The following is a 21,664-nucleotide window of genomic DNA, read 5'->3' on the forward strand; positions in this document are numbered from 1 at the left end:
CGACTGTGGAGTATCATATCAAATGCAAGTAGTTTTTATAACAAAAGCAGATACATTGAAACAGTAAAATTCTTAAAATGTTTATATTTGATTACATTTTAAGTAGCAGAAATGAAATGATTCAAACTTTTGTTAATATGTTTAAACTAGAATTTATGCAAAACGCTTTTATGGCTGGAATTATTATTTCCATATTATGCCCTGTTATAGGACTATTTATTGTACTTAGAAGAAATTCAATGATTGGAGACACTCTATCTCATTCATCCTTTGCTGGGGTTGCCATAGGTCTTGTATTTGGAATAAATCCTATATTTTCTGCATTTTTATTTACAACTGCTTGTGCATTAATAATTGAAGCGCTTAGAGGATCCTTTAAAAAATATGCAGAACTTGTAATGTCTATTGTACTTACATTTAGTTTAGGAATTGCAATTATATTAATAAGTACAGGAAAAGCTACAGCTAAGGTTAATTCAATCTTATTTGGAAGTATTCTTACTGTGTCAAAAACAGATTTGCTTATTATAGCTATTGCAGGTCTTATATGCATGATAATTCTTGCAATTATATATAATAAACTTATATATGTTACATTTGATGAAGATGGTGCGAAAACTGCAGGTATAAACACAAAATTTGTAAATTACTTATTTACATTACTTGTTGGAACTACAATATCTTTATCAATTAATATAATGGGAATATTGGTTGTTTCTTCAATTCTTGTTGTTCCTGTTGCTACTGCAATGCAATTTAAAACAAACTTTAAAAAAACACTTATTTTTTCTATAATAATAGGCTTTATTGACATAATAAGTGGTTTAATTCTTTCTTACATATTTAATACTGCTCCAGGTGGAACTATAGCATTAGTTTCTGTTTTTATGCTTGTTATTTTCCTTATTATTTCAAAAAAAACTATATAAAAAAAGTAATTAAGAAAGCAATTTACTTTCTTAATTACTTTTTTTATTTATACAATCCTTACATACTCCATTCATAACAAGATTATGTTCTGTAAGTGTAAATCCTGTTTCCTTTTCTACTATTTCTTCAAATTGCTTCATTGGACATGGGATTTCAACTTCTTTATGACATACACTACATCTTAACATATGTTTATGCTCTTTGCCTTTTAACTTATAAGAGCATATTCCATCTGTATTAGAAAATTTATCTACTATATTTTTTTCTTCAAAAGATTCTAAACATCTATAAACAGTACTTAAATTAATATTAAGACCTGAACATCTGCATTTTTCATATATTTCTTCTGCAGATAAACTTAATTTAGAATAAGATAACATTTCTAAAATAGCAATTCTTGCTTTTGTAACTTTTAATCCCCTGCTTTTCAATAATTCTTTAAATTCCATAAAAAAGCCTCACTATCTTTTATTTCTTAATTACATTATATCATATTTTGTCTACATTAATTACACCTAAAATGCGGCCTTTATTGCCATAACAATTAAAATAATCCCCCCTAAATAATTAGAATATTTAGAAATGATACTCATTTTTCTTACAAGTTTACTTATTATAAATGATATAATACATAATATTGATGTTATAAGTCCTATGATTATGCAGTAACAAATTATAACTGACACATATTTAATTTCAGAAAGTACAGTAAATCCAACTGCTAAAGCATCAATGCTTACAGATATTCCAAGAAAAATTATAACTCCATTTTTTTTAGTTAAATTATTATTTTTCCTTTTACCATCATAAATCATTAACCCCCCTACTATTGCTAATACTATTGCTAATACTTTTTCTGGAATAACCATTACATAATTATTAAAATAAAATCCTAAAATTCCTCCTATAAGTGATAAAGCAAATTGAAAAAAGCCAAATATCAAAACTACTTTTGACCTTAATTTTTTATTTCTGCAGTTATCATTACTTATAGCAAGACTTAAACTTACTGAAAAAGCATCCATAGCTAATGCTATACCTATAAAAACAACCTCTAAAAGAGTCATATTTTTACCTTTCACTATTATTATTATGATAATATATGACAATATAAATTTTTTAGAACTAAATTTTAATTATAAACACTTTATTATTATTTTTATTTATTGTATAGTAATTATGAATGTTATTTAAGTTTAAAACCAAAGGAGAGATATAGTCTATGTCAAATTGTATAGTAGCTCAATCTGGTGGACCTACTTCAGTAATTAATTCTAGTGTTGTAGGATTAATTCAAGCTAATAAAGATTTAAAAGTTTATGATAAAATTTATGGAGGCTTAAACGGAATAGAAGGTATTTTATCTGGTAAAATTATAAATTTATCTGATTTTGATTCAAAGGATATAATAGATTTCAAATATACACCATCATCTGGACTTGGATCTTGTAGATATAAAATGAAAGAAATTTCCGAATCTACTGACGAATATGATAAACTTCTTAAAATATTAAAAGACTTAGATATAAAAACATTTTATTATATAGGTGGAAATGATTCTATGGACACTACTGCTAAATTAGGCAAATACTCGAAAGATAATAATCTTGATATTAATTTTGTAGGTATTCCTAAAACTATCGATAATGATTTAATGTATACAGATCATACTCCTGGTTTTGGAAGTGCAGCTAAGTTTATAGCAACATCTGTTTTAGAAACATACCTTGATTCTTCTGTCTATAAAAATAATGGAATATTTATATTAGAAACTATGGGAAGAGACACAGGATGGCTTGCGGCTTCTGCTTGTGCAGCTAGATACTTTGGTGAACCTGTAGCTGATTTTATATATCTTCCAGAGGTTGCTTTTGATAAAGAAAAATTCTTAAAGGATGTTCGTGCTAAATTTCAAGAGCAAAATCAAGTTTACATAGTTGCATCAGAAGGATTAAGAGATAAAAATGGTAATTTTCTTACTTCTATACAAAGCACATCACATGATAATTTTAATCATGCACAACTTGGAGGAGTTGCATCATATTTAAGACAACTTATTTTAAAAGATGGAATTACATCAAGAGTAAAAGCCCTTGAACTTGGAGTTCTTCAAAGATGTGCTATGCATTGTGCTTCTACTACTGATGTTGAAGAGGCCTTTAGAGCTGGATATGAGGCATTAAAAGCTGGGCAAAACGGAAAAAATGGTTATATGGTTGCAATAAATCGTGATAGCAATTTTCCATACACAATCTCTTATTCATTAGTTGAATCTTCTAAAGTAGCTAACAATGTCAAATACTTTCCTATTGAATGGATTAATGAAGAACAAAACCATGTATCAAAGGAAGCCTATCAATATTTTAAACCATTAATTGATGGTACTCCAAAATACAAGATTTTTACTAAATAGATTTTTTAAGAGAGACTTTTCTTTAAATAGTCTCTCTTATTTTACATTTTCTTTGAAATATTATCTACAGCCTCTAAAAAATAATCTACCTCTTCTTTAGTATTATAAATTCCAAAACTAATTCTAAGCATTCCTGGCATTCTTTCATTTGGATTTTTTATAAATGCACCTGCAGCCTTTTCAGATATATGCATAAGTCTTCTGCAATATGGATGAGCACAAAACCATCCCTGTCTTATAGCAATTCCATAATCCTTTGCTAAAATTTCTGCTGCTAATTGATGATATAATGTTCCTATATTGAATACTATAATACCTACTGAATCATAAATATTATTAACATCCCAATCTCCATATTGATTTATTTTTGGAATTTTACTTAATCCTTCAATCATTCTCTTTTTTAATTCTAATTCATTTTTATGAATATTGGAAAATCCTATTCTATCAAGGACCTCTAAAGCACTTATCATTCCTAGTACTCCAAAAAAATTAGGTGTTCCTGCTTCGTCCCTTTCTGGTGATAATAAATATTCCACTTCATTATCCATTACAAAATTTACAGTTCCTCCACCTTCACTACATGGAATATTAGAATCAAAATCCTCTTTAGTTCCTATAATAGCTCCTGAGCCAAATGGTGCATACAATTTATGGGAAGAAAACACAAGAAAATCTATTTTTTGTTCACTTGTATTTCCTGACATATTTACCTTCATATGTGGCACAAGTTGTGCACCATCTACTATTATTTTAGCATTATATCTGTGGATAATTTCTGCTGCCTTGTGGATATCATTAACATATCCAGTTACATTAGAAGCACCTGTCATAGTAACATATTTAACTTTTCCCTTATATTTTATTAGTTTTTCCTCAAGTTCACATAATTGTAACCTACCATTTTTATCCACTTCTATATAATCTACCATACATGCTTCTCTCCAAGGAAGGTCGTTAGAATGATGTTCCATTCTTGTAGATATTATAATATCATCTTTGCTTTTAATTAATATTTTTGCAAGTTTATTAATTCCATCTGTTGTATTTGAAACATATACTACTGTATAATCATCTTTATTTGGAACATTAAAATAATTTAAAATATAATTTCTTGATTCTAAATATAATCTTGTAGTTATTTCTGATTTATGACCAGTACCTCTTCCTATAGAACCATAATAATCACTATATTTTATTATATTATCTATAACTTCTTTAAAGGTAGGTGTGGTAGCAGCATTATCAAAATTTATTGATCTTACTTCACTACCATCTCTAAGTATCACCTTTGAATCTATTCCTAATATAATATCATCAAAATCACTCTTCATAACAAATTCCTCCTTAATTTAATATATTCTAAGAATAGTTTTATCGTTCTATTAAATTAAAAGTAATATTTTCTATAAACATAAATATATATTTATAATAAAAGGCTTACTAGGAGGTAGTAACATGATTCCAAGTGAAGATAATAACTTCAAAAATAAATCTATTGAAGACTTAAAATTTGTACCATTTAAAGATGCTTTAAATCTTCAGTCACCAGTAATGGTAAATAATAATGATAATAATTTGAATTCCCAAGAAGAAGGAATATATACTTTTCCACAAGGTTCTAAAAATAATAATGAGCTTTACTCTTATAATGAATCAAGAAAATTAAGATGCCCTAGCGATATGATAAAAGATATGAAAATGAATTTTGATGATGACCTAATACGTGAAGGTTCTAGTATAAAAATTGATAAAATATTTGATGAGATTAAAAATTTAAGTCCAGGGACATTAACTCTTATGGAAGCTTATAATATCCCCTTTCCTATTGCAAAATTAATCGGACGAAGATTTATAAAACTAACCTTAGATTTAAATAAAGGAGTAGATAATAAATGAACATACAAAAAAATTCATTACCTAATCTAAATTGTAACATACGTTTTTTAAATTCAGCATCCTCTAGCAATTTAGACATATATTTAAATAAAAAGCTTTTTATAGATGGATTTTCCTTTGGAAAAGTAACTAGTTACAGAAATATTCCATCTGGAGAATATTTACTTGAAATATATAACTCTGGCGATAAATCGGAAGTCTTATATAGTGAAGAAGCTGTTTTTTTACCTCAAAGTAGCTTTACTATGAATATCATAGTTTTAGAAAGTGCTTTATCGGTTTTTACAATAATTGATGGTTTTCCAATAACTATATCCGAAAATTCCTTTTTGCGATTTATTAATTTTTCACCAGATTCTCCACTGTTAACTCTTTCATTATCAAATGAAGAAGCTATTTTTTCCGGAGTACAATATATAGAAAATACTCGATATGTAAAATTAAAGCCTGGTCTTTATGACTTTTTATTAACAGAAACTGAAGCAGCAGAAGGATTTAAAAAATTTATAAGTTCTAAAACTTTAAAAAAAGGCCACTTCTATACTATTTATATAATAGGACAAATTTATGGAAATCCCAAATTAGGTTATCTATTTTTAGAAGATGGCATATAACAAAGTATTTAACTTATGCATTAATTAGGATATAATTAATGCATAAGTTAATTTTTTAGAAAGGATTTAATATTATGATAGTATTAAGCTTAAAAAACATATGTAAAAGTTACGGAATTACTGAAATATTAAAAAATGTAAATCTCTCTGTAAATGAAGGAGAAAAAGCAGCTATAATAGGTGCTAATGGTGAAGGAAAATCTACATTATTTAAAATAATATCAAAACAACTTTCTTTTGATAGTGGTGAAATATTTATAGATAAAAATAAAACTTTAGGCTATTTATCTCAACATCTAGATTTACAATCTAACAATACAATTTATGATGAAATGGTTACTGTATTTTCAGATTTAACTGCCCTTGAAAATAAAATAGCAAAAACAGAAAAGTTAATGAACGAACCTTACGATGAAAATAATTCATCATACCATGAAAAGCTTATAAAAGATTATACAACTGCCCAGGAATTATATAAAAATAGAGGTGGTTATACATATAAAGGCGAAATAAGCAAAGTTTTAAAAGGCCTTGGTTTCTTAGAAAAAGACTTTGATAAAATTATTAATACATTAAGTGGTGGACAAAAAACAAGAGTTGCCCTTTGTAAGCTTCTTCTTGGAAAGCCTGATATATTACTTTTAGATGAACCTACAAACCACTTGGATCTTGAAGCAATAAGTTGGCTTGAAGAATATCTTAATTCCTATAAGGGAACTGTAATTGTAATTTCCCATGATAGATATTTTCTTGATGCTGTTACAACAAAAACTTTTTATCTTATAAATGGTCATCTTCATTCTTATAATGCTTCATATACAAAGTCTATTGAATTACATAAAAAGGATTATGAAGCACAATTAAAAGCTTATAATCTCCAACAGGCTGAAATAAAAAGACAAGAAGCTATCATAGAAAAATTCAGATCATTTAATAGAGAAAAAAGTATTAAAAGAGCTGAAAGCCGTGAAAAAGCTTTAAATAAAATGGAAAAATTAGATGCTCCAGATAAAGAAGAAAATGCTTCTAAAATTAAATTTGAAGCTGCTGTAAAAAGTGGTTATGATGTTTTACATGTTGAAAACTTAAGCAAAAGTTTTGAAAACAAACATTTATTTTCTAATGTTTCCTTTGACTTAAAGCGTGGTGAAAAGATAGCTTTAATAGGAGAAAATGGTCGTGGAAAAACTACCTTATTTAAAATAATAATGGATAAAATAAAACAAGATACAGGGGTAAAAGTTTTAGGTGCTAATGTTAATGTTGGTTACTATGATCAAGAACAATCTAATTTATCTCCAAATAAAACTATATTAGATGAAGTATGGGATGATTTTCCTTATCTTACAACATCAAAAATAAGAACATTTTTAGGTTCTTTCTTATTTAAAGGTGATGATGTCTTTAAAACAATTGATAAATTAAGTGGTGGAGAAAAATGTAGAATTAATTTACTCAAACTTATTTTATCCCAATCAAATTTACTACTTTTAGATGAACCAACAAACCACTTAGATATTCCATCTAGAGAAGCTCTTGAAGAAGCAATACTAAATTATGATGGTACACTAATAGTTATTTCACATGATAGATACTTTTTAAATAAGGTTATTTCTAGAATATTAGAATTAAATGAAGATGGTGTTTCTGAATATTTAGGTAATTATACATATTATATGGACAAAAAACTAAATCCTACACGCTTTGATGATATATCATCTGACAACAATAATAAAACTAAAACTCAAATAAACAATGAAAAAAAGAAAAAAAGAGAATCTCAAAAAGAAGAACGTGCAAAAAAGGCCAGAATTAGGGAACTCGAATCATTAATATCTAATTTAGAACAAAAACTAGGAAAGCTTCAAGAAGATTTATGTGATGAAAAAATTTACTCTAATCCTTCTGAAAGTACAAGGGTAAGTAACGAAATAAAAGATTCTGAAGAACAACTTGAAAAATTATATGAAGAATGGGAAGAGCTTAATTAATACTCTTCCCATTTTTTATGCAAGCAAACTCATACCATCACTTTTCATTTGAATATCTTCATCTGTGGAATTTACTAAAAAACCTTTTTCATAACCTGTTATAAGCTTATCTACTTTTTTTAATTTTTCTTCTAACTTTTTTATATCTTTATCATCATTATTATTTTCAGTGCTAGACACATTTATATTTTCTTGCTTTAAATTATTAGCTTCCTCTTTTTTTTCAATAACCTGTTCATTTAATTTTTTTATTTTTTCTTTAATTTCTTCACGTTCATTAATAAATTCATCAAGGGCACTTCCTTCATTAACTTTAATAACATTATCATTTAAAAGCACTCCAATTTTATTTGATGGATGATACTTTTTTGCATCAAATAATGGTGAATTATTTCTAAGTATTAATCGGCTACTTATTAAGTTAATCATATTATCACACACCTTGCTTTCTTTTTATCCTTCTTAATAAATATATCGTAATTTTGCATTGTTTCTTTAACATATTTAAAAAAATTAACATTTTTAAAATAGTATTTAAAAATATCACATTTATTGAAAAAAAATAATAAATGTGATATTTTATAATTATGTAAAAAGATATTTTATGGGGTAATAAAAATGAATAATCTTATTAATAAGTTTAAAAAAAATAGAGACATAATTTTTACCATTATACTTTCAATAATATCTCTTATATTTATTGGCGGCTATATGGTATTTCAAAAGGGAATAACTGATTTAAGTATAGTTTTATGCTATATAATTGCAATTGTTCTTCCTATGTACAATATACTAAATAAAAGTGATGATGATGTGGAAGATAATAATATAGATTATTTAATAGCTTCTATTTCTTCTGTGGCTATTATAATTTATATAATATTTTCTTTACTAAATAAATAATTAAAAAAATAGAATGCAAAATTAATTTTGCATTCTATTTTTTATTTACATATCTTTTTTTCTATAAGCTACAAAAGAAGCACTTCCAGAAGCAATCATTGCTAAAAGAACTAACATTATAGCTTTATTATCAAATGAAGAACTTGAATCATCATTATTATTGTCATTATTATTATCATCATTATTAACTGCTTCATCTACAGATGCATAATCATACATTGGTAATATTTGAACATGTGTTACTCCAAGTTCCTTCAAATGATCAATACCTGTTTTTATATCTGTTCCAGAATATTTTGTACCTTCTTCAGCAAATGCCATTTTAGTAGTTGGCATATTAGTTAGTACCAATGTAGACATTACAAATGATGCTAAAATTGTAGATAATATTTTTTTAACTTCATTACATCCCCTCCTGTAATTTATAAGTTGATTATACATACCATTCTCTCAAAAAACAACTTATTTTTACAGCTTATATAAAAATCAAGAAGGTTTGCCTCAGTACAAACCTTCTTATTATATTACTAAAAATGTATTTTTCTTTTTCTCATTCCGATATTTATAATAAGTGCAAGAGACATCATAATTGTAAGAAGAGAGCTGCCTCCATAACTTATTAATGGAAGAGTAATACCTGTTATAGGCAATAATCCAATAGTCATACATATATTTTGAGTAATGGCAAAAATGAAATATGATACCATTCCTATACATATTACTTTTGCAAAATTATCTTCAGTATTTTTTGCTATACTCACAATTCTAGATATGAGTATAAAATATAAAATCAGAAGAAATATTGCACCAACAAATCCCCATTGTTCACCAATTGCTGAAAAAATAAAATCAGTTTGTATTTCTGGAACATGAGTCCCTGTATATCCTGGAGATACTTCTGATGAAAAAGATGGTCTCTCTCCAATAAGTCCACCTGCACCAATTCCTATAATAGATTGATTTAATTGATAGCTATCTGCTGAATCTTCAGTATCTGGATTTAAAAATGTTAATATTCTTTGCTTTTGATGATCTTTTATTACTCCAGTTGGCCATAAAGCTATTACTGCCACAAAACAAAATAAAATACCACCAATAATAATTTTTTTATCAATTCCTGCTATAAAAACTATACCAAGCATTATAAAGAAACATACAAGAGTCATACCCATATCTGGCTGAGCTGCTATAAGTGCCATGGGAATAAGTGCATATATAGCTATTTTTGCAAAATTCTTAATATTGTTTATTTCAAAATCACATTCATTTAATATTTTAGCTTCCATAAGGATTATGGTGAATTTTGCAAGTTCTGCTGGTTGTAATTCCATAAATCCAAGACTAAGCCATCCTTTAGCTCCATTAATTTCCTTACCAATTATTAAAACCAATACTAATAAACCAACAGTTATCCAATAAAGAATAGGAACAAATCTATAAATAGCTCTATAATCTATTACTAATAAGAGATACATTACAATTAATGATAATAAAAACCAACGTAACTGTTTAGATATAAAAAAGAAATTGCTAATTCCATCTACTCTGCCTTTTGTGCACAAATATATATTTAACATCCCAAAAGATACTAATAACAATATAGATATAAGAAGCTTCTTATCAATCTCTCTAATAAGTCTAATATCTAATTTAAATTGACTAAAAAACTCACCAATCTTTTCCACTACTTTTAACACTTCCACTTCTAGTTTTATTTATAATTGTTACCACAAGATTATTATATAAATAAAACTTTATTTTATACATAAAAAGCTGAATACATATGCTTAAACATTGTAAACAGCTAATTAATTATCTTCCTCTTACACTTTTTATAGGTATATTTGCTACAAGTGAAGTTGAACCTTCACCTTCAACAACATCCCCCTTGTTTAAGGCTATTTCAACATCTTCACTATCTATTTCAATATATTTAGATAAAACTTGTAATATTTCATCACGCATTTTTTCTAATACCTCTTCTGGAATATCACCCCTATCATGAATTAAGATAAGTCTAAGCCTATCTTTTGCTACATCTTTGGGCTTTAGCTTATTACCAAAATTAAAAAATCCCATGTTTTATCCCCCTTTTATTTACGACTAAATATTCTTTTAATAGAAGATAATATACCATTACTTTTTGAATGTAATTCCATTAAAGGTACATCTTCGCCTAATATTCTTCTGGCAATATTTTTAAAGGCTTGACCAGCATAAGATCCTTCTTCTAAAACAATAGGTTCTCCTTTATTTGTTGAAACTGTAACATTTTCATCTGCAGGAACAACACCAATTAATTTTACTGATAATGTTTCTATAATATCAGCTACATCAAGCATATCTCCTCTTTGTGTCATATCATAATTCAATCTATTTACAATAACTGAATGATCATCTAATCCCTTTGCATCAAGTTTTCCTATAACTCTATCAGCATCTCTAACTGAAGTTATTTCAGGATTTACTACTACTAAAGCTCTGTCAGCTCCAATAACAGAATTTTCGAATCCTTGCTCAATACCTGCAGGACAATCTATAAGAACATAATCAAATTCTTCTTTTAATTCATTTACTACTTTTAACATGTCTTCAGCATCAATATCATCTTTATCCTTTATTTGTGCTGTTGGAAGCAATGATAGATTAGGAAATCTTTTATCCTTTATTAATCCTTGTTTTAATCTACATCTTCCTTCTATAACATCTATAAGTGTATATACTATTCTATTTTCTAATCCCATTAATACGTCAAGATTTCTAAGTCCAGTATCTCCATCTATTAATACAACTTTCTTTCCAAGTGCAGCTAAAGCCGTACCAATATTAGCAGTTGTAGTTGTTTTACCAACTCCTCCTTTTCCTGATGTAATTACAATAGATTCTCCCATTAATTAATCCCTCCAAATATTTATACGTTTGTAATAAATTTAAATTATAAAATTTTATAGCACGAGTTTATGTCTCAATTATTTTTTCTTAAAGTTATATATACTTATTATTAAGATATGGTTCTACAAGAATTGAATTATCTTTAATCTTTGCTACTTCTGGATATTTAGGCTTTTCAGAATCAGGAGACATTGTAATTATATCTGCTATTTTTAATATTTCAGGTTGCATATAAAATGCTGCTATTATTGCATCTCTATTACCATCTATTCCAGCAAACACCTTTCCCTTTATAGCTCCTAAAACTATAATATTACCACCTGCATATACTTCTGATCCATGATTAACATCACCAATAATAACTATATTGCCTGGGAAATTAATTATTTGCCCCCCTCTAATTGCTTTTCTAAAAAATTTTGTTTTTCCTTCATGAATTCCTTCAAAACATTTTTCAGTAATATCCTTAGATTTGCTATTATTATCACTATTAGCAGAAGCGCTATCTTCAAATATTATATCCTTTACAACAATTTCATTTAATAATACCTCTTTTAATTTATCACCTTCGTCTTTAGACAAATCAGATAACTTTGTTGTAATACAAAGAGTTGAATCTTTATAAAATTGTTTTCCTTTTGATAATTTTTCAGTAAGAGTTCCTAGCATGTCATCAAAATTATCAAATTTATCCATATCAATTTCAGCATTTAAGCCCTCTTTATTACCTTTTATGATAATTCCTTTGTTAATCAATGATTAATGCACCACCCTATTAATGTAGTATTAATCTAAATTATCTCTTAATCTTAGACCTTTTCCAATCAATTATATCATTAATGTTAAAAATCTACAATGTAAATAAATTAAGATATTCTTAATTTTAAAAATAAAAAAGCTGCCTTATTAAAATTAAAACTTTTTAATAAAACAACTTTTTATCTAATTGCTTTTATTGTCTGCTGGCGCATTTAAAACATACTTTTGGAATGATTCAGATTTTGATGCATAATTAGGATCCATACTTAAAATTCTATCCTTGAAATATGCTTCATATATAGCCTTTGCAATAGGTGCTATATAACCACCATGACCTCCATCATATACAACTGCTACAATTGCAATTTCAGGATTATCATAAGGAGCAAAACTTATATATGTTGCATAAGGAGCTCTTCCCCATGATTCTTGTTCTTGATCATTTATATCAGCTGTTCCTGTTTTACCTGCAGTTTCAATTGGAAAATTTTCAAATGCTCCAACTGCAGTACCATTTTCATCCATGTTAACCTTTCTCATACCTGCCTTAACAGCATCTAACGTTTGCTTACTAACACCAGTTTCATCAAGTACAGTTTTACCAAACTCTTGAAGTGTATCTCCATCAGGACTAGTTATTTTATCAACATAATGAAGTGCATATCTTGTTCCACCATTTGCAATAGTTGATACATATTGAGCAATTTGTATAGGAGTAAAATTATTCATTCCTTGACCAATGGATGCATATATTTCTTGTGCTGGTGATGTAAGTTCAGCTCTTCTATCATTTATAACAAATGTTGCAATAACATCTGCAATTATTTGTGCTTGATTTGTTCTATCAACGGTAGTATTTTTTTCTGTTTCATATTTAGTAACATTATCTGCATATTTTCTTGAATAGTTCATAATGTCTTGAATATCACCTAATATGCTCTTTGAAAATGTATCATGATCTGTAGCATCCTCACCATTTGTTCCAAATTTGTCAATTCTATCAGATATTTTCTTTTTTAATGATGCCTTTGCATTTTTTAAATCTTCATCGTCATCTTCACTTGTTGAATAGTCAAAAGGAACATAATATGTTCTACCTTCATAATTTCCTTGTTCTAAATAATTTGCAAGGTCAAATCTAGCATAATACTTTGCTTGATTTTTTGCAGATGTAAAATTATAAACCTGCCCAAAATTTTCTTTTATTTCTATACCAGTACTATTTTTTTGTTGTCCATTTGGATCAGAACCAAGTCCAAATTTCCATGCATATTGAGCTAGTGAATCCAGAGCTTCAACATTTTGACCACCATTTATATACAATTGATATCCAACTTCATAAAAAAACATATTACATGATTTTTCTAGAGCATTATCTAATGTTAATGAGCCATGTGCTGATAAACACTTAGGTGCAAATGATCCTAATACTTCAGGATGTGTATTAAACACACCTGAACAATATATAGGACTTTGCGGTGTAATAATACCTTCTTCAAGACCTGCTATAGCTGTCATAGGCTTAAAGGAAGACCCTGGTGGAATTAATCCTTGAGTTACATAGTTAAAAAATGCTCTTGGATAAACATCCCTCTTATCAGTTCTATTCCCATTACTATCTAATGGAAATAAGTCATCTAGGGATAATGATAAACCTCTTGATTTAATATAATTTGTTCCGAATTTTTCTAAATCAGGACTAAAATATTCTTCATTTTGTTCATCTGTAAGCTGACCAGAAACAGCAAAAATATTAGGATCATAATCTGGATTTGATGCAGATGCAAGTATCCTTCCTGTATTTACTTCTACAGCAACTACTGCACCTCTTGTTGCACCAGGATACGGAGTACCTGCTATAGCGCCACTTCTAAGACCCTCCATAGTGTCTTTTAAGCTTTGTTCTGCAGCATATTGAAGATTCTTATCAATGGTTAAATGTACATTATTTCCTGGATATGATTCAAGTTTAAACAACTCGCTTGTAACTTGACCTTTTGAATTAACTTTTACAGTTGTACCACCCTTTACACCCTTAAGTTGTTCTTCAAAAGAAGATTCAATTCCCGAAACACCAATAAGATCTGTTGATACATCATAACCTCTTAACTCATAATTTTCAGATTTAGTTGCATCAATAGGCGATAGATAACCTAAAACCTGTGCAGCCATTGAATTATATGGATAATTTCTTATAGGTTGTTGTGTAACATCAATTCCATACAATTCACTTAACTTTTGATACATAACCGAAGCAGTATTAAAGGTAATATTTTTAGCTATAGTTACTGACTTATACCCCTTAAAACTTTGCATTTTAATTGCATACTTTATAACCATATAATTTCTCAACTGTTCTTTTGTGTATTTTTGTGTTAAGATATCAGCTATTTCTGACGCTTCCATATCCTTATACTTTTTTTGTTGTTTTTTTATTTCAGCTTGATCCTGATCTTGGTCTATTAAAAGATCATACATTGAAAATGATTTTACTAAATATTGAAATACTTCATCTGGTGTAATATCCATTAATTTTTTATTTACCATTTCAATTTCTGAATCTGAATAATCAGTAGTATCTTCTGCTATAATTCCTTGCTTTTTTAAATCATTTTGTATTTCATCATTAAGACCAATATCCCTCTTAAATCTAATTTCCTGAGTCTTCTGTCCATCTGTATCACTAGTTGTAAATTGAATATACCAATTATTATTTTCATCTAATTTAAGAACTAAATCATCTTGAATCTTAGAAGAATCACCATTATCATTAAGAATTTTCAAAACAGAGTCTATTGTTCTATAAATATACTTATCTGCATCAGTAGTTGATGTATAAGTAATAGCATATGTCTGAGAGTTTGTTGCAAGTAAATTTCCCTTTTGATCATAAATAATTCCTCTAGGTGCAACCTCAGACATAAATCTTGTTGATGTTGTATTTGCTTTTTCAGTATAATCATCATGCTTAAACAATTGTAAATATGCAAGTTTAGCAATTATAACACAAAACACCAAAGCTACTAAAATTATAAATACATTATATCTTGAAAACTTTTTTTTCTTTTTTGGTGAATTTATTATCATTTAAACCTCCATGTAACTTCATTGTGCTCTTTTTTATAATATTTAAATATTATACTGTATACAAAAAACATAATTACCGAATTATAAACTGCAATAAATACTCCTCTAATTATTTCTGTATTAATACCTATTAAATATAAAATAAGACAAACTATATAGTATTTAAAAATACTAATGCCAAACATAGATGCTACTGGAATGACCTTTTTTTCTTTCCAAATACTTTCTCCTATAGTTGCTACTATAAAACAACATATCATATTAACAAGACAATTTATTCCAAAACAATTTGTAAAATATATATCTTGCAAAACTCCAGAAAAAATTCCTACTATTGTAGCTTCAGTTTTTCCATAAATTATAGAATATGCTATTGCAAAAACAAACAATAAACTAGGGACAGCCCTTGATATTGCAAAAAAGGGACACAATGAATTATCTAATACTAATAGTAAGATCATTATAATAAAAACAATCAATCTCTTCATTATTTTACCTCATCATCATACTCTATTACCCTTTTATCTTTTGGAACTATAATAAATAGTTCTTCAAGTTTTTCAAAATCAACAAATGGTTTTACTATAGCGCTTTTCATAACCTTAACCTTGTCTTCCTCTACTGATAATACTTCACCAACTCTTATTTCCTTTGGATAAACAAGCCCTAAACCAGATGTTAAAACAACATCTCCTTCTTTTATTTGAGAATCCATAGGTAAATATTGTATTTTAGTGTACATATTTTTATTTCTATCAGTATATCCTTCAAGAATTCCACTATTTTCACGTGTTGATTCTGGCATAACACTTACCTTTATATTTTCATTTATTATGCATTGGATAATAGACCAATTGCCACCAACTTTTGAAACTCTACCAACTAAGCCTTCAGATGCTATCACAACCATTCCCACTTCTATTCCATCTTTAGAGCCCTTATCTACTACATAACCATCAACAACGCCTGCTCCTGCATAATGAATTATATTTGTAGATATATAATCATATTGGCTTCTTGTTTCTTCAAAATCCAAAACAGATTTTAGTCTTGTATTTTCTTCTTCTAAATCAGAATATTGACTTAGTTTTTCTTTTAATTCTTCATTTTCATTTTTTAAATTTTTATTTTCTTCTTTTACATCTGAAAAATTCAAAAAGAAATCTACAAAATCTTTAGCACTTCTATTTACGCTATATAATATTTTTTGCAATGGATTTAAAGCACTACCTGCACTACTTTCCAATCCATTATATTGCTTAGCACTTGTAAATATAATCAACCCTAAAAATGTAACTGACAGAACAACAACTGTTACTGCCAGTTTATTTTTAAAAAATTTCATTTATTAAGCTCTCTCTTCTCTGCTAATTTTATCAAAATCTTGTAGAGCCTTTCCAGCGCCTAAAACAACGCAATCCAAAGGTGCTTCTGCAATATGTACAGGCATATTTGTTTCTTTTGTTATTAACACATCAAGTCCTTTTAATAACGCTCCTCCACCTGCTAACATTATTCCCTTTTCCATAATATCAGCAGCAAGTTCTGGTGGTGTTTTTTCTAATGTAGTTTTTATAGCTTCTATTATTGCAAATACTGGTTCTCTTAATGCTTCTCTTATTTGATCTTCAGATATTTCAACTATTTTTGGAAGTCCTGTTATTAAATCTCTTCCCTTGATTTCCATTTTTTCTTCTTGCTCTACTTTATATGCAGAACCTATTTCCATCTTAATTTGTTCCGCAGTTCTTTCTCCAATCATTAAATTGTACTCTTTTTTAATATATGCAATAATTGATTGGTCAAATTCATCTCCAGCTATTCTTAGAGATTTACTTGTTACAATACCTCCTAATGAAATAATTGCAACTTCAGTAGTTCCTCCACCAATATCTACTATCATACTACCAGTTGGTTCACTTACTGGTAGTCCAGCTCCTATTGCAGCTGCCATTGGTTCTTCCATCAATACAACATCTCTTGCTCCTGCAAGCTTTGTAGCTTCTTCAATGGCTCTCTTTTCAACTTCTGTTACACCAGATGGATAACATACAATAATTCTTGGACTTTTTAGAGATGATTTACTACCACCTTTTTCAATTAATGATTTTATCATAGTATGAGCAACATCAAAATCTGCAATTACACCATCTCTTAATGGTCTTATGGCTACAATATTTCCAGGAGTTCTACCAATCATAAGTTTAGCTTCTGATCCTACTGCTAAAGGTTTTTTAGTTATATTATTTATTGCAACTACTGAAGGTTCTCTTAATACAATACCTTTACCTTTTACATAAACAAGTGTATTAGCAGTTCCTAAGTCAATTCCCATATCTTTATTTGATCCGAAAAATCCCATTACATTTTCCCCTTTCTAATTTTATATATTTATTTAATTGCTTAATTCTCATTATTCTCAATTATCTCTTATTTACATATTTCTTTTAACATAAGACTTAATTTATTAAGTGACATACCAACTACATTATAGTAGCATCCTTTTATTTGTTCAACAAATATTCCTCCAAGTCCTTGTATTCCATAAGCACCTGCTTTATCTAAAGGTTCACCAGTTTTTATGTATTTTAATATATCATCATCAGTAAGTTCTGAAAACTTAACTTCTGTTAATTGAACGTCTTTAATTGTTTTATTAGTAGAATTATTTATTATAACAATGCTAGTATATACCTTATGCCATTTTCCACTAAGCAACTTTAACATCCTAAAAGCATCAGTTTCATCTTTAGGCTTTCCAAGAATTTCATAATTAAATGTAACAATTGTATCTGCAGCTATAATTATATTATCACTTGAAACCCTTGATGATACATCCTTTGCTTTACCTAAAGCAATATCTTTAACATAATTAGAAACATCACTTTCTAACTTAACTTCAGCTTCATTAAATTTACTGACAATAATATCATAGTTATCTATTATTCTAGATAATAATTCTTTTCTTCTTTCTGAGCCAGAAGCTAATATAAAATTCAATGAATCACTTCCTATTTTTTAATAACATATGATATTTTTTATTTAGTTAAATGATTGTTAGTCAATTAACTTTTATACCTAATATAGTTTATCATTTAATATTGTTATAAACAAGTATGTTTAATTAAGAAAATAATTTTTAATTTAAATTTAAGAAATACAAGATATTATTTTAATTTTCTCGACAATTAATTATCACATTATATATAACTAAACTATCTTTGTATATATCATTTTTTGTGTATTCCTTAGGCATATTATTTATCATTTCTTTTAATCTATTTATATCATTATTATTTCCATTATAATCATTTAATATGCTACTACTTGCCCATTCTTTATATTTAGTTGTATCAATTGCTTTTACATTTTCATCTTGAACTAATTTATTTATTATCTGCATGTATCCTGAAATTAAATTTTTTTTAATTTTATCATTGTTATTACTAGAAGTTAAATTGCACTTAATTGTAAAATTATTCACATTTCTTGAATTAAGTATCTGTTCTATTTGACTTATAATATTTTTCTCATAAATACCAGCAATAACTTTAAATTTTCCATCTTCCTCAACTATAAATGGATTAAAATCATTACTTAAATCCTTAATTAGTAAATCTGCATTATCTTTATTTTGATATACACCACATTGAATTATAAATAATTCATAATTTTCTTCATTCGATATATTTAATTCTTCTGACAACTTTTCTTTTGTATTATTACCTATAAATATTTTATATATTCCAATTCCTAAAATAGTAGCTAATAATAAAATAAAGATAATCCATAAGAAAAAATTTTCTTTACCTTTTTTATTTATATTATATCTTGTATATCTCACTAGAAACACCTCCAAATAAATTCATATTATATATATATTATTTATTCGGAGTGTACATTCATTATGTAAATATTTTCAAAAAAATGTTACTCAAGTTTTCCTTGAATAACACTTTTATTTTTTCATTATTACTAAATTTCTATCCTTTTCTTCATATCCATCAAAAAAGTTTCTTGATATTCTAGATACATCAAATCCCATACTATTCCAAAAAGAAATACCTTCCATGTTATTTTGAACAACTCCAACTAAAATATCATCTATATTATGAACTTCTTTAAAATATTTAATAATTAAATCTATTATAGATGTTCCTATTCCTTCATTTCTTTTTAATTTATCCATAACAAAAAACCAAATAACAAGTTCTTTATGGTTCATTTTTTCTAATCTACCCTTAAAAACAGCCACCAATTGATTATTCTTATATATTTCCATAAAGCATTCATTTTCTGAAATATAATATTCTAAAAATCTTCTATAAAAAATATCACTATCTAATGAATAGTATGATTCTTTCTCATCAATATTATCTCTTATCCAGTTTACTACTCTTTCCACATCAGAACTTCTAATACTTTTAAATTTATAATCACCATAAGAAAAATCAGTTTGCAGCACAATAAACACCTCATTTAATAAAAATTACATAATTATATATTCTACAAAAAGGCAGTAACACCTTCTTAAATTGATTATTTATAATAGTGCTGCAACAATAACTTACTTTATATTTTCTAATACTTTTAGTAAATACTCATAAACTCTCTCTGTTGAAGATATTGACAAATGTTCATTTGGAGTATGAGCATCTATAATATCAGGTCCAAAACTTACCATATCTAAATCTCCAATTCTTTCTTCAAATAACCCACATTCAACTCCAGCATGAATTGCATAAACTTTTATATCTTCTCCATACATTTCTTTATATACAGATTTACATATTTCTCTAACTTTTGATTCCTGTTTATATTCCCATGCAGGGTATGGATCATTTTTTTCAAATTGTGCATTACATAAATTTGTTAAAAGTTCAATTTTGGAAACTATATCATCTAACCTTGAACGAGTAGAACTTCTAACAGCACTATCAAATTCAATATAATCGTCTGTCATTTTTATTATCCCCAAGTTAGTAGAACTTTCAACTAAATTATCTATATTAGTACTCATAGAATTTATACCATTAGGATATAAAAATAATAAATTTATTATGTCTTTCTTGCGCTTATCAGAAATTTTTAATTTAGGTTCCTTATTATATTCATTGACATTTACAGAAACTAAGCTATCAGAAACCTTTAATTCATTCTTCATAATTTCATCAAATATTAAAATACTTTCTTTTAATTTGCAAACTTCATTTGTAGCAATTATTGCATGGCTTTCTCTTGGAATGGCATTATTTTTTGAGCCGCCACCAATTTCTATTAAATCAAAAGATAAATTTTCTGATATTCCTTTAAGTACCCTTCCTAATATCTTATTAGCATTTCCTCTTTCCTTTTCTATATCACAACCTGAATGACCACCCTTTAAACCTTTTATTGATATTTCAAATAAACTTACATTACTTTTTAATGGCTCTTTTTCAAGCTTTATAATTGATTTAGTTCTAATACCACCAGCACAACTTACTAGAAGATATCCCTCATCTTCTGTATCAATATTTAATAATATTTTTCCTTTTATATTATCCTTACTTACTGCCATAGCACCAGTCATACCAGTTTCTTCATCTGTAGTTAATAGAATTTCTAAATTAGGATGTTTTATACTATCATCAGCAAGTATAGCCATAGCATATGCCACTGCAATTCCATCATCTGCTCCAAGAGTTGTTTCATTTGCATATATATAATCATCTTTTACAATCAATTCTAAACCGTCTTTAGTAAAATCATGAACTTTATTATTATTTTTTTCACATACCATATCCATGTGTCCTTGGATAATTACTGTAGGGGCATTTTCATATCCTTTAGATGCAGGCTTTTTTATTATTATATTTAATGCATCATCTTGAATAACTTCAAGATTTAGTTTTTCTGCAAATCCCTTTAAATAATCACTTATTTGTTTTTCATTTCCAGAACCTCTAGGTATACTAGAAATTTCCTTGAAATAGTCAAATACTAACTTTGCCTTAATATTTTGTAAATTTTTCATGTTTCCACTTCCTTATTATGTCTAAATATTATATGATACTATAAATAAAGTATAACACATACTTTATTGTTTTATTATAAATAATCTTTAATTATAAAGAATATTAAAGATATATATAACAAACAATAAAAAATATAATAACTTTGGTAAAGGGGATGTA

The 21,664-nt window shown here is 27.2% G+C and carries 23 protein-coding genes; 6 read left to right on the forward strand and 17 right to left on the reverse strand.

Features of this window, described 5'->3' with window-relative positions:
* The first annotated feature begins 137 nt into the window (after positions 1-137).
* The gene (locus tag ACTNAO_RS08005; protein ID WP_441027986.1) at positions 138-929 is read left to right on the forward strand and encodes a metal ABC transporter permease; all 792 of its coding nucleotides are present in this window, start codon (positions 138-140) and stop codon (positions 927-929) included.
* Between the two features lie 30 nt (positions 930-959).
* On the opposite strand, the gene ACTNAO_RS08010 is transcribed toward ACTNAO_RS08005, so the two are convergent.
* Together ACTNAO_RS08010 and ACTNAO_RS08015 are read right to left on the reverse strand one after the other, a co-directional pair.
* Positions 960-1,379 (reverse strand): Fur family transcriptional regulator, encoded by a 420-nt coding sequence (locus ACTNAO_RS08010; protein WP_441027945.1) that lies wholly within the window; start codon positions 1,377-1,379, stop codon positions 960-962.
* A 66-nt stretch (positions 1,380-1,445) separates the two neighbouring features.
* Positions 1,446-1,997, reverse strand: coding sequence for a manganese efflux pump MntP (locus ACTNAO_RS08015; RefSeq protein WP_441046167.1), 552 nt, complete (start codon positions 1,995-1,997; stop codon positions 1,446-1,448).
* Positions 1,998-2,152: 155 nt separating this feature from the next.
* Between ACTNAO_RS08015 and ACTNAO_RS08020 the strand changes: the two genes are divergently transcribed.
* Entirely contained in the window at positions 2,153-3,343 is a 1,191-nt protein-coding gene (locus ACTNAO_RS08020) for a 6-phosphofructokinase (RefSeq protein WP_441027947.1), read from the forward strand.
* 41 nt (positions 3,344-3,384) lie between these two features.
* Here ACTNAO_RS08020 and ACTNAO_RS08025 read toward each other — a convergent pair whose 3' ends face one another.
* Positions 3,385-4,677, reverse strand: a complete 1,293-nt coding sequence (locus tag ACTNAO_RS08025; RefSeq protein ID WP_441027948.1) for an aminotransferase class V-fold PLP-dependent enzyme — start codon at positions 4,675-4,677, stop codon at positions 3,385-3,387.
* A gap of 124 nt (positions 4,678-4,801) precedes the next feature.
* Between ACTNAO_RS08025 and ACTNAO_RS08030 the strand changes: the two genes are divergently transcribed.
* The 3 genes from ACTNAO_RS08030 (at position 4,802) to ACTNAO_RS08040 (ending at position 7,847) form a co-directional block, all read left to right on the forward strand.
* The gene (locus tag ACTNAO_RS08030) at positions 4,802-5,242 is read left to right on the forward strand and encodes a hypothetical protein (RefSeq protein WP_441027949.1); all 441 of its coding nucleotides are present in this window, start codon (positions 4,802-4,804) and stop codon (positions 5,240-5,242) included.
* Positions 5,239-5,856: a DUF4397 domain-containing protein gene (locus ACTNAO_RS08035; RefSeq protein ID WP_441027950.1), complete on the forward strand. Its 618-nt coding sequence runs from the start codon at positions 5,239-5,241 to the stop codon at positions 5,854-5,856. Before ACTNAO_RS08030 ends, ACTNAO_RS08035 begins: the two co-directional genes overlap by 4 nt.
* Positions 5,857-5,930: 74 nt before the next feature.
* Positions 5,931-7,847, forward strand: a complete 1,917-nt coding sequence (locus tag ACTNAO_RS08040) for an ABC-F family ATP-binding cassette domain-containing protein (RefSeq protein WP_441027951.1) — start codon at positions 5,931-5,933, stop codon at positions 7,845-7,847.
* A gap of 15 nt (positions 7,848-7,862) precedes the next feature.
* Here ACTNAO_RS08040 and ACTNAO_RS08045 read toward each other — a convergent pair whose 3' ends face one another.
* Positions 7,863-8,276, reverse strand: a complete 414-nt coding sequence (locus tag ACTNAO_RS08045; protein WP_441027952.1) for a hypothetical protein — start codon at positions 8,274-8,276, stop codon at positions 7,863-7,865.
* A gap of 189 nt (positions 8,277-8,465) precedes the next feature.
* Between ACTNAO_RS08045 and ACTNAO_RS08050 the strand changes: the two genes are divergently transcribed.
* Positions 8,466-8,750, forward strand: a complete 285-nt coding sequence (locus ACTNAO_RS08050) for a hypothetical protein (protein WP_441027953.1) — start codon at positions 8,466-8,468, stop codon at positions 8,748-8,750.
* A gap of 45 nt (positions 8,751-8,795) precedes the next feature.
* Here the strand turns inward: ACTNAO_RS08050 and ACTNAO_RS08055 are convergent, their stop codons facing one another.
* The 13 genes from ACTNAO_RS08055 to ACTNAO_RS08115 form a co-directional block, all read right to left on the reverse strand.
* Positions 8,796-9,191 (reverse strand): hypothetical protein, encoded by a 396-nt coding sequence (locus ACTNAO_RS08055; RefSeq protein ID WP_441027954.1) that lies wholly within the window; start codon positions 9,189-9,191, stop codon positions 8,796-8,798.
* Between the two features lie 86 nt (positions 9,192-9,277).
* Positions 9,278-10,435, reverse strand: coding sequence for a rod shape-determining protein RodA (rodA, locus tag ACTNAO_RS08060; RefSeq protein ID WP_441027955.1), 1,158 nt, complete (start codon positions 10,433-10,435; stop codon positions 9,278-9,280).
* Between the two features lie 127 nt (positions 10,436-10,562).
* Positions 10,563-10,829 (reverse strand): cell division topological specificity factor MinE, encoded by a 267-nt coding sequence (minE, locus tag ACTNAO_RS08065; RefSeq protein ID WP_441027956.1) that lies wholly within the window; start codon positions 10,827-10,829, stop codon positions 10,563-10,565.
* A 14-nt stretch (positions 10,830-10,843) separates the two neighbouring features.
* Entirely contained in the window at positions 10,844-11,641 is a 798-nt protein-coding gene (minD, locus tag ACTNAO_RS08070; protein WP_441027957.1) for a septum site-determining protein MinD, read from the reverse strand.
* 94 nt (positions 11,642-11,735) lie between these two features.
* Positions 11,736-12,398 (reverse strand): septum site-determining protein MinC, encoded by a 663-nt coding sequence (gene minC / locus ACTNAO_RS08075; protein WP_441027958.1) that lies wholly within the window; start codon positions 12,396-12,398, stop codon positions 11,736-11,738.
* 186 nt (positions 12,399-12,584) lie between these two features.
* The gene (locus ACTNAO_RS08080) at positions 12,585-15,488 is read right to left on the reverse strand and encodes a penicillin-binding transpeptidase domain-containing protein (RefSeq protein WP_441027959.1); all 2,904 of its coding nucleotides are present in this window, start codon (positions 15,486-15,488) and stop codon (positions 12,585-12,587) included.
* On the reverse strand, positions 15,485-15,976 hold the full coding sequence (gene mreD, locus ACTNAO_RS08085) for a rod shape-determining protein MreD (protein WP_441027960.1): 492 nt from the start codon (positions 15,974-15,976) through the stop codon (positions 15,485-15,487). The genes ACTNAO_RS08080 and mreD overlap by 4 nt, the downstream gene beginning before the upstream one ends.
* Entirely contained in the window at positions 15,976-16,833 is an 858-nt protein-coding gene (gene mreC, locus ACTNAO_RS08090; protein ID WP_441027961.1) for a rod shape-determining protein MreC, read from the reverse strand. The genes mreD and mreC overlap by 1 nt, the downstream gene beginning before the upstream one ends.
* 3 nt (positions 16,834-16,836) lie before the next feature.
* Positions 16,837-17,850 (reverse strand): rod shape-determining protein, encoded by a 1,014-nt coding sequence (locus ACTNAO_RS08095; protein ID WP_441027962.1) that lies wholly within the window; start codon positions 17,848-17,850, stop codon positions 16,837-16,839.
* Between the two features lie 68 nt (positions 17,851-17,918).
* On the reverse strand, positions 17,919-18,488 hold the full coding sequence (locus ACTNAO_RS08100) for a Maf-like protein (protein WP_441027963.1): 570 nt from the start codon (positions 18,486-18,488) through the stop codon (positions 17,919-17,921).
* Between the two features lie 172 nt (positions 18,489-18,660).
* Positions 18,661-19,332, reverse strand: a complete 672-nt coding sequence (locus tag ACTNAO_RS08105; RefSeq protein WP_441027964.1) for a hypothetical protein — start codon at positions 19,330-19,332, stop codon at positions 18,661-18,663.
* Positions 19,333-19,446: 114 nt separating this feature from the next.
* Positions 19,447-19,953: a GNAT family N-acetyltransferase gene (locus ACTNAO_RS08110; RefSeq protein WP_441027965.1), complete on the reverse strand. Its 507-nt coding sequence runs from the start codon at positions 19,951-19,953 to the stop codon at positions 19,447-19,449.
* A 102-nt stretch (positions 19,954-20,055) separates the two neighbouring features.
* Positions 20,056-21,504 carry an aminoacyl-histidine dipeptidase gene (locus ACTNAO_RS08115; protein ID WP_441027966.1) on the reverse strand — a complete coding sequence of 483 codons (1,449 nt, stop codon included), beginning with the start codon at positions 21,502-21,504 and terminating at the stop codon, positions 20,056-20,058.
* Positions 21,505-21,664 lie beyond the last annotated feature (160 nt).

The organism is Clostridium sp. HCP1S3_C6 (assembly GCF_052066735.1).
Lineage (GTDB): Bacteria > Bacillota > Clostridia > Clostridiales > Clostridiaceae > Clostridium.

Bases quoted from the DNA above. Each gene is read 5' to 3' on its own strand.
- minD (WP_441027957.1), bottom strand. From the start codon at position 11,641: ATGGGAGAATCTATTGTAATTACATCAGGAAAAGGAGGAGTTGGTAAA.
- ACTNAO_RS08020 (WP_441027947.1), top strand. From the start codon at position 2,153: ATGTCAAATTGTATAGTAGCTCAATCTGGTGGACCTACTTCAGTAATT.
- ACTNAO_RS08055 (WP_441027954.1), bottom strand. From the start codon at position 9,191: ATGTATAATCAACTTATAAATTACAGGAGGGGATGTAATGAAGTTAAA.
- ACTNAO_RS08095 (WP_441027962.1), bottom strand. From the start codon at position 17,850: ATGGGATTTTTCGGATCAAATAAAGATATGGGAATTGACTTAGGAACT.
- ACTNAO_RS08080 (WP_441027959.1), bottom strand. From the start codon at position 15,488: ATGATAATAAATTCACCAAAAAAGAAAAAAAAGTTTTCAAGATATAAT.
- ACTNAO_RS08050 (WP_441027953.1), top strand. From the start codon at position 8,466: ATGAATAATCTTATTAATAAGTTTAAAAAAAATAGAGACATAATTTTT.
- ACTNAO_RS08010 (WP_441027945.1), bottom strand. From the start codon at position 1,379: ATGGAATTTAAAGAATTATTGAAAAGCAGGGGATTAAAAGTTACAAAA.
- ACTNAO_RS08115 (WP_441027966.1), bottom strand. From the start codon at position 21,504: ATGAAAAATTTACAAAATATTAAGGCAAAGTTAGTATTTGACTATTTC.
- ACTNAO_RS08005 (WP_441027986.1), top strand. From the start codon at position 138: ATGTTTAAACTAGAATTTATGCAAAACGCTTTTATGGCTGGAATTATT.
- mreC (WP_441027961.1), bottom strand. From the start codon at position 16,833: ATGAAATTTTTTAAAAATAAACTGGCAGTAACAGTTGTTGTTCTGTCA.
- minE (WP_441027956.1), bottom strand. From the start codon at position 10,829: ATGGGATTTTTTAATTTTGGTAATAAGCTAAAGCCCAAAGATGTAGCA.
- ACTNAO_RS08040 (WP_441027951.1), top strand. From the start codon at position 5,931: ATGATAGTATTAAGCTTAAAAAACATATGTAAAAGTTACGGAATTACT.
- ACTNAO_RS08015 (WP_441046167.1), bottom strand. From the start codon at position 1,997: ATGACTCTTTTAGAGGTTGTTTTTATAGGTATAGCATTAGCTATGGAT.
- mreD (WP_441027960.1), bottom strand. From the start codon at position 15,976: ATGAAGAGATTGATTGTTTTTATTATAATGATCTTACTATTAGTATTA.
- ACTNAO_RS08045 (WP_441027952.1), bottom strand. From the start codon at position 8,276: ATGATTAACTTAATAAGTAGCCGATTAATACTTAGAAATAATTCACCA.
- ACTNAO_RS08035 (WP_441027950.1), top strand. From the start codon at position 5,239: ATGAACATACAAAAAAATTCATTACCTAATCTAAATTGTAACATACGT.
- ACTNAO_RS08025 (WP_441027948.1), bottom strand. From the start codon at position 4,677: ATGAAGAGTGATTTTGATGATATTATATTAGGAATAGATTCAAAGGTG.
- ACTNAO_RS08030 (WP_441027949.1), top strand. From the start codon at position 4,802: ATGATTCCAAGTGAAGATAATAACTTCAAAAATAAATCTATTGAAGAC.